Genomic DNA, 6,537 nt, shown 5'->3' with positions numbered 1-6,537 from the left:
GCTACTATACCTTTTTGTTTATTCATTTCACCGTTTGCACCAATAGATGTTACATTTAATATGTAATCTCCTTTTGAATTAACTCCTACAACAACAGGTTTAGGAAGACCTAATTCGTTTACTCCGTAAAGAATTGTTATTCCAACGGCGCCTGGCTGAGCTAAAATAGCTTCGATAATGTTACGACCCAGGAAGTGAGCGGATACCTCTTCCTGATTTTGGTCGAAATAATTTTTTACCAGCTTAGCGCCTTTTTCGTAACCAATGTTTTCACCAGAATGAGCGGAAAAGCCTTTTTTCTGCTCTGCAATTTGGGAAGTTTTTGTGTTCATCATAGTTTGACTTTTTATGGGGTTCGGTTAAAAGAATTGAAGTACAATTTCCCATTTTGAAATTCTTCCACAAAGAGGACACTTTGACAAATAGTTTGTAAATTTATAAAGTTGGCTGAAAATGAGGTGGTTACGACAAGTGGCTCGAAAAAAATGTAGTAAAAATACTTTGAGATACCGTAATAATACGGTCTTCTGCACCGGGTAACTTTCATAAAGTTAGAAAGTTCTACTGCCTATATTTGCTGTCATTACCGACAGCACTACGTGTGTTAGCGCCCAATTCCGTAAAAAGCATTAATAGTTTTAGTTGTGGAAAAAATAATTCAACTCGCTTTAGCAGACGACCATAAAATATTTAGAGACGGCATTAGGATGTCGATGAAGAATCGTGATTTCATTAGAATTTTGTGGGAGGCTGAGAATGGGAAGGATATGATGCACAAACTGAAGCTTAAGAGACCGGACATTTTGATAATGGACATTAAAATGCCGGAAACAGATGGTATAAAAGCGCTGCAATTAATAAGAAAAGAATATGAAGATTTAAAAGTTATCATCCTTAGTATGTATGACGATAAAGAAACCATAACAAGGATGATGGAGTACGGAGCCAACGCGTATTTGACAAAAACAGCTGACGCAGATGAAATTTATAAGGCCATCATCTCCTGTATGAACAGCGACTTTTATTTTAACGAATTAGTAAACTCAGCAGTATTACTGAAACTTCAGCAAAAAAAATCAGTAAGAACATTTTATCCAAGTGTTGTAAAATTCAACGAAAAAGAGCTCAAAATCTTAAAATTGATTAGTGAAGACAAAACGACTGAGGAAATATCGGAAGATGTTTTTTTAAGTCCCAGAACAGTTGAAACTATCAGGCAAAACATGAAGACTAAAGTCGGCGTAAAAACAATTGCTGGTTTATTAATGTACGGAATGCGTAACCACCTGCTTGATTAGAACTTAAATCTTGTAACCTTACTCCGTGCCTCACACATTACTTATTGTAACAATGGAAAAAGTAGGAGGTGTTCAGTATTTTTTCTACCATTGCAAATAGTGTTTTTACTATTTAATTTTCAAATCAATACTATAACTTAAAAATTAACCGTTAATAGTAATACCTTTCCAGACCTCGCGATATTTATTAATTCAAAATTTACTAATAAGAATATTTTTCTTCTTCGATGATTACAGACAGCAATGATAAAATAAAGGTACTGATAACAGATGATCATACTTTATTTCGTACAGGTGTAAAGGCTTCACTATCTCATTATCCGGATATAGAATTTATTGGAGAGGCAGAAAATGGTATGCAACTACTTAATCTGTTAAAATTTCTTCAGCCCGACGTTATACTTCTGGATATACAAATGCCAATAATGGATGGCATTGCCGCCTTGCCGGAGGTTAAAAAGGTGCTGCCGGATTCTAAGATCATCATGCTTACTATGAATGATGATGTTAGTATGATTAGCAAGCTTATGGAGATTGGTGCAAACAGCTATCTTACTAAAAATAGTGATAGCGAAACTATTTATGAAGCGATAAAAACGGTGCACACTAAAGAGTACTTTTTCAACGAGTACACCAACAAGGCAATTCTTTCCGGTTTAAAGAGTAGGAGAGTGGTTGAAGTTCCGACGTCTGATGATGCAGAATTAAGCGATAAAGAATTGCAGGTGTTGAAGCTAATGTGCGATGAAAAGACTACAAAAGAAATCGCTGATATTGTGGAGATTAGCCCAAGAACAGTTGAAGCTATTCGTGATAGGCTTAAAATAAAAACAGGTGCGAGAAGTACTGCGGGATTAATTTTATATGCAGTAAAGCATGGAATAGTAGAAGGATAGCTGATCTTGGTTTTCTTTTGGCACAAGCAGTTGTATCATATGGCTGCATCGTTGCGTCGCAATTCGTTCGTCTGCACGTCTTTTTGCATCTCTTACAAAAAAGGAGTAAAATATGAAAAGGACATCTACTATCGGTAACGGCAACTCTGTATCATTAACTTTGCCTTAAATAAAATAATGTCTCTTTTCTCTAATTGGAACGGAAAAATTATTGAAGAAGAAAAAGTTTTTATATCTCCAAGTAATCGTTCGTTCAGGTATGGCGATGGTTGCTTCGAAACAATGAAAGTTGTTAATGGCAACCTCCTCTTGTGCGACTTACATTTCCAAAGGCTTTTTTCCTCCCTAAAGCTGCTTCAATTCACCCGTCAAAAGAATTTAACAGAGGGGGAGTTAAAGTCGCAGATTAATCAACTAGTCAACAAGAATGGTCACGAAGAATTAGCCAGGGTTAGATTAGTAGTGTATAGGGGAGATGGTGGATTATATGATGTAGAAGATAAAAACGCATATTACATCATTCAGAGTTGGGCTGGTTTTACAAATACTAATGTTTTCAATGAAACCGGGCTTAGGATAGGCATTTTTGGAGATGCAAAAAAGACAATCGATCTTTTCTCGTCCATAAAGAGTAATAATTATTTGGGATATGCTATGGCAGCAATGTGGGCAAAAGAACATCGCCTTGATGACGCTTTATTAATGAACCCTTATAATAGAGTCGCCGACGCCACAATAGCTAATATATTTATTGTTGATCGCGGAATCATAAAAACGCCACCTTTAACCGAAGGCTGCGTAAACGGTGTAATGCGTAAGTATCTTCTGCATTGTTTCGAGAAGGAGGGGCTGCCTCATTCTCAAACTGAAATATCCAGCCAGGATCTTTTAAACGCTTCTGAAGTCTTTTTAACCAACGCAACCTATGGTATGCGCTGGGTGCAACAGATAGGTAATAACAGCTATAGAAATACGCTCTCGTCTTACTTACATAAAAAATTCATAATACCCCTGTTTACGCCTGCAACCTTTTAAACCAAAAGTTGTTGCTTAATTAAAAAATGAAGCAAAGGATAAATGTTTTTTGGTTTAGAAGAGATTTAAGACTTTACGATAATGCAGCCTTATATCATTCATTAAAAGAAGGAGTTCCGGTATTACCTATATTTATTTTTGATAAGCAAATATTAGATAAGTTAGAGGATAAAGCCGATAGGAGGGTAGCTTTTATCCACTCCGCTTTGGAAGAACTTCAGCAACAACTTGCAGCTCTCAATTCAAGTCTTCTGGTTATTTATGGATACCCCACAGATGTTTTCAAAGACTTAATTTTTAAGTACACCGTTGCAAAAGTTTTTGCAAATCACGATTACGATCCTTATGCGAAAGAGCGGGACAAAAAAATAAATGAGATTTTAAAAGGTAACTGCATTTCTTTCAACACCAGTAAAGATCAGGTAATATTTGAGAAGAGTGAAATTTTGAAAGATAATGGTTCACCCTATACCGTCTTCACACCCTATAGCAGAAAATGGAAATCTGCATTAAATAAATTTTATCTTTCTTCCTATCCTGCCGAAAAGTACTTTCAAAATTTTTATAAGACGGAAGCAAAACCGTTGCTCCATTTGGAGAGCTTTGGCTTTCAGAAGTTGATCCATCCTTTCCCCTCAAAAAGTTTAGTGGAAGATATAGTGAAAAAGTATAGCGATACCCGTGACTTTCCGGGAGTTGAAAACGGTACATCCAAACTAGGCGTTCATTTACGATTTGGTACGGTGAGTATTCGTGAACTAGCCAGGATGGCACTGGGCCTTAATGATACGTATCTGAATGAATTGATCTGGCGGGAGTTTTACCAAATGATACTGTGGCACTTTCCGAAAGTTGGGGAAGGATACGCATTTAAGCCTGAGTATGAAAAAATAGATTGGCGTAATAATGAGGGTGAATTTGAAAAGTGGTGCGCAGGCATGACCGGCTATCCAATTGTTGATGCGGGTATGCGGGAACTGAACGCAACAGGGTTTATGCATAATAGAGTTAGAATGGTTGTAGCGTCTTTTTTAACCAAACATCTTTTGATAGACTGGCGTTGGGGGGAGTCTTATTTCGCGCAAAAGCTATTGGATTATGATTTGGCCTCTAACAATGGCGGATGGCAATGGGCCGGGGGTAGTGGTTGTGATGCGGCTCCATTCTTTCGGATTTTCAATCCACATTTGCAAACAATAAAATTCGATAAGGGTCTTCGATATATTAATAAATGGGTACCTGAATTGAATGAGGTTACATATCCAAAGCCGATAGTTGAGCATGATTTTGCGCGTAAAAGAGCTTTGGAAGTTTATGGAAAAGCGTTGAAGAAATAACTTCGATAGGTTTAAACACTTGGTTCTAACTATGTAATTTTGATACTGGCAAGAGTATTTATTATAACAAACTTCCGGTTATGCTAACTTGCCCTAATCCTAAACACCATTATGCGCATAATAACTTATAACGTCAATGGCATTCGAAGTGCAATACGAAAAGGTTTTATAGAATGGCTTGAAACAGATCCTGCAGATATCATTTGCCTACAGGAAGTGAAAGCACATAAGGGTGACATTGATATTGCCAGAATAGAAGCACTGGGGTTTGAAACCTATTGGTTCCTTGCGCAGAAAAAAGGATATAGTGGGGTTGCCATTCTAACGAAAATAAAACCAGACAATGTGGTTTACGGAAGCCAGCTTGAACAAAGTGATTTTGAAGGTAGGGTGATACGGGCAGATTTTGGAGAGCTTTCACTCTTTAGTGTTTACTTTCCCTCGGGTACCAGCGGCGAAGTAAGGCAGGCTTACAAATATTGTTGGCTCGATGAATTTCTAGACTTTCTTAATGAACTGAAAAACACCCGGAGCAAACTGGTAGTATGCGGTGACTACAACATTGCTCATAAAGAAATTGACCTTCACAATCCGGCTTCTAATAAAAAAACAACCGGTTTTCTTCCCGATGAAAGAACATGGTTTGATAAATTCTTAACGAACGGCTTTGTTGATGGTTTTAGACATTTAAACAAGGAGCCAAACCAATATTCGTGGTGGAATGTATTAAGGCCTTCCAACAGGCTCGAAAACAAAGGCTGGCGTATCGATTACATTAACGTTACCGAGAATATAAAAAATAGAATTGTTGACGTAAAAGTTTTACCAGAGGTTAAGCACAGCGATCATTGCCCTGTTTACCTGGAGCTGAAATAATACATGTAAAATGCCGTAACAAGGAAATTTTAATTCTCCTCTCTTTGCAGCCTTTACTAAGATTTTTCTTTTATAGGCTTAATTACAAAAATGGTAGAAAAAACAAAGAAACCTAACGCCAGGGCTGAGCTGCTAAATTTATAATCGGGTCCAATTTTTAGGTTTGCAACTATTGCTACTATACTGCCTATGCATAGAGATAAAACAATGTTTCTTATGGTGGTCATACTAAAGGATATTAGATAAAGTAAGTTCTATAATTACTTCATCTTAAAACGCTATTATCCTTTTTATTATTGCGGCCAATTATAGACAGAGTCTTATAGGTTATGCTAAAAATGGAGGATTATAAAGTCATGAGACGCGGAATACTTTTAGCGTTTCAGCTGAACGGATGCAATGAATTTTATTAGGCGTTCAACATTCTTGACCCTGTTTTCCAAACAAGCATTTTATTTCTTAAAAACTACTCGGCAGTAAAGTATTCTGTAAATACTTTTCCTGTTCCCTTCTCAGTCTCTAACAAAACGAGATTAGTATTACTAGCGGAAACTATAGTATAATATTGTTCGGTTGAATATGGCCCGCTTGTATTCCAATAATAAATTTTATTGGGGCCTTCGTAAGAGTAACTTTTGTAAACAACGGGAGAGGAGTGTATTTCAAGGTTAGCATATATACCAAAAGTTCGATCCCATCCTTTCCCTTTTCCTAGTACTTGTTTTTTTGTTGTTCCATTTACGGTGGTTTTTACACTATCGCAAATCAAATATTTGCCTTGAAGACTTAACAATGCATCCTGAACAGGGTCTGCTCCTTTGTCATTCTTCTGGCAAGAAATAAGGGTTGTTATTAATATTATTGAAAACAGAACTTTTCTCATTCGATTTAATTTTTTTTCCTTTAATCCAGTTAGGTTTTATAAAAAGCTTGCTATCGCAATTATCTTTCCAATATTGAGGTAAAATTAGAAAAATTAGCTGGCAATCCTGGTTTGATAATTTGTCTTCGGATGGAAGCTTTTGGTCAAGTATTGCAATAATGTCTTTGTAACCGGGACATAAAAAAAGCCTCAAAAAGAGGCTTTAATTTTTT

Annotated in this window: 8 protein-coding genes; 5 read left to right on the top strand and 3 right to left on the bottom strand. The window is 36.6% G+C overall.

Going from position 1 to position 6,537, the window contains the following annotated elements:
* Positions 1–335, bottom strand: a 335-nt coding sequence (locus JWR87_RS17120) for a hypothetical protein (protein WP_297822430.1), incomplete at its 3' end; no start/stop codon positions are given.
* Between the two features lie 309 nt (positions 336–644).
* Between JWR87_RS17120 and JWR87_RS17115 the strand changes: the two genes are divergently transcribed.
* From JWR87_RS17115 to JWR87_RS17095, 5 genes are all read left to right on the top strand, one after another.
* Positions 645–1,298: a response regulator transcription factor gene (locus JWR87_RS17115; protein ID WP_297822428.1), complete on the top strand. Its 654-nt coding sequence runs from the start codon at positions 645–647 to the stop codon at positions 1,296–1,298.
* Positions 1,299–1,525: 227 nt separating this feature from the next.
* Positions 1,526–2,194, top strand: a complete 669-nt coding sequence (locus tag JWR87_RS17110) for a response regulator transcription factor (RefSeq protein WP_297822426.1) — start codon at positions 1,526–1,528, stop codon at positions 2,192–2,194.
* A gap of 177 nt (positions 2,195–2,371) precedes the next feature.
* Entirely contained in the window at positions 2,372–3,229 is an 858-nt protein-coding gene (locus JWR87_RS17105; protein WP_297822425.1) for an aminotransferase class IV, read from the top strand.
* Positions 3,230–3,255: 26 nt separating this feature from the next.
* Positions 3,256–4,566 carry a deoxyribodipyrimidine photo-lyase gene (locus tag JWR87_RS17100; RefSeq protein WP_297822423.1) on the top strand — a complete coding sequence of 437 codons (1,311 nt, stop codon included), beginning with the start codon at positions 3,256–3,258 and terminating at the stop codon, positions 4,564–4,566.
* A 111-nt stretch (positions 4,567–4,677) separates the two neighbouring features.
* Positions 4,678–5,442, top strand: a complete 765-nt coding sequence (locus tag JWR87_RS17095; RefSeq protein ID WP_297822421.1) for an exodeoxyribonuclease III — start codon at positions 4,678–4,680, stop codon at positions 5,440–5,442.
* A gap of 56 nt (positions 5,443–5,498) precedes the next feature.
* Here the strand turns inward: JWR87_RS17095 and JWR87_RS17090 are convergent, their stop codons facing one another.
* Positions 5,499–5,669: a hypothetical protein gene (locus JWR87_RS17090; RefSeq protein ID WP_297822419.1), complete on the bottom strand. Its 171-nt coding sequence runs from the start codon at positions 5,667–5,669 to the stop codon at positions 5,499–5,501.
* 239 nt (positions 5,670–5,908) lie between these two features.
* The gene (locus JWR87_RS17085) at positions 5,909–6,325 is read right to left on the bottom strand and encodes a hypothetical protein (RefSeq protein WP_297822417.1); all 417 of its coding nucleotides are present in this window, start codon (positions 6,323–6,325) and stop codon (positions 5,909–5,911) included.
* Positions 6,326–6,537 lie beyond the last annotated feature (212 nt).

This window comes from Segetibacter sp. (genome assembly GCF_025963695.1).
Taxonomy (GTDB): Bacteria; Bacteroidota; Bacteroidia; order Chitinophagales; family Chitinophagaceae; genus Segetibacter.
The sequence above is the reverse complement of the archived record's forward strand: the minus strand, read 5'-3'. Positions and strand labels throughout refer to the sequence as shown.

Bases quoted from the DNA above. Each gene is read 5' to 3' on its own strand.
- JWR87_RS17090 (WP_297822419.1), bottom strand. From the start codon at position 5,669: ATGACCACCATAAGAAACATTGTTTTATCTCTATGCATAGGCAGTATA.
- JWR87_RS17095 (WP_297822421.1), top strand. From the start codon at position 4,678: ATGCGCATAATAACTTATAACGTCAATGGCATTCGAAGTGCAATACGA.
- JWR87_RS17100 (WP_297822423.1), top strand. From the start codon at position 3,256: ATGAAGCAAAGGATAAATGTTTTTTGGTTTAGAAGAGATTTAAGACTT.
- JWR87_RS17085 (WP_297822417.1), bottom strand. From the start codon at position 6,325: ATGAGAAAAGTTCTGTTTTCAATAATATTAATAACAACCCTTATTTCT.
- JWR87_RS17105 (WP_297822425.1), top strand. From the start codon at position 2,372: ATGTCTCTTTTCTCTAATTGGAACGGAAAAATTATTGAAGAAGAAAAA.
- JWR87_RS17110 (WP_297822426.1), top strand. From the start codon at position 1,526: ATGATTACAGACAGCAATGATAAAATAAAGGTACTGATAACAGATGAT.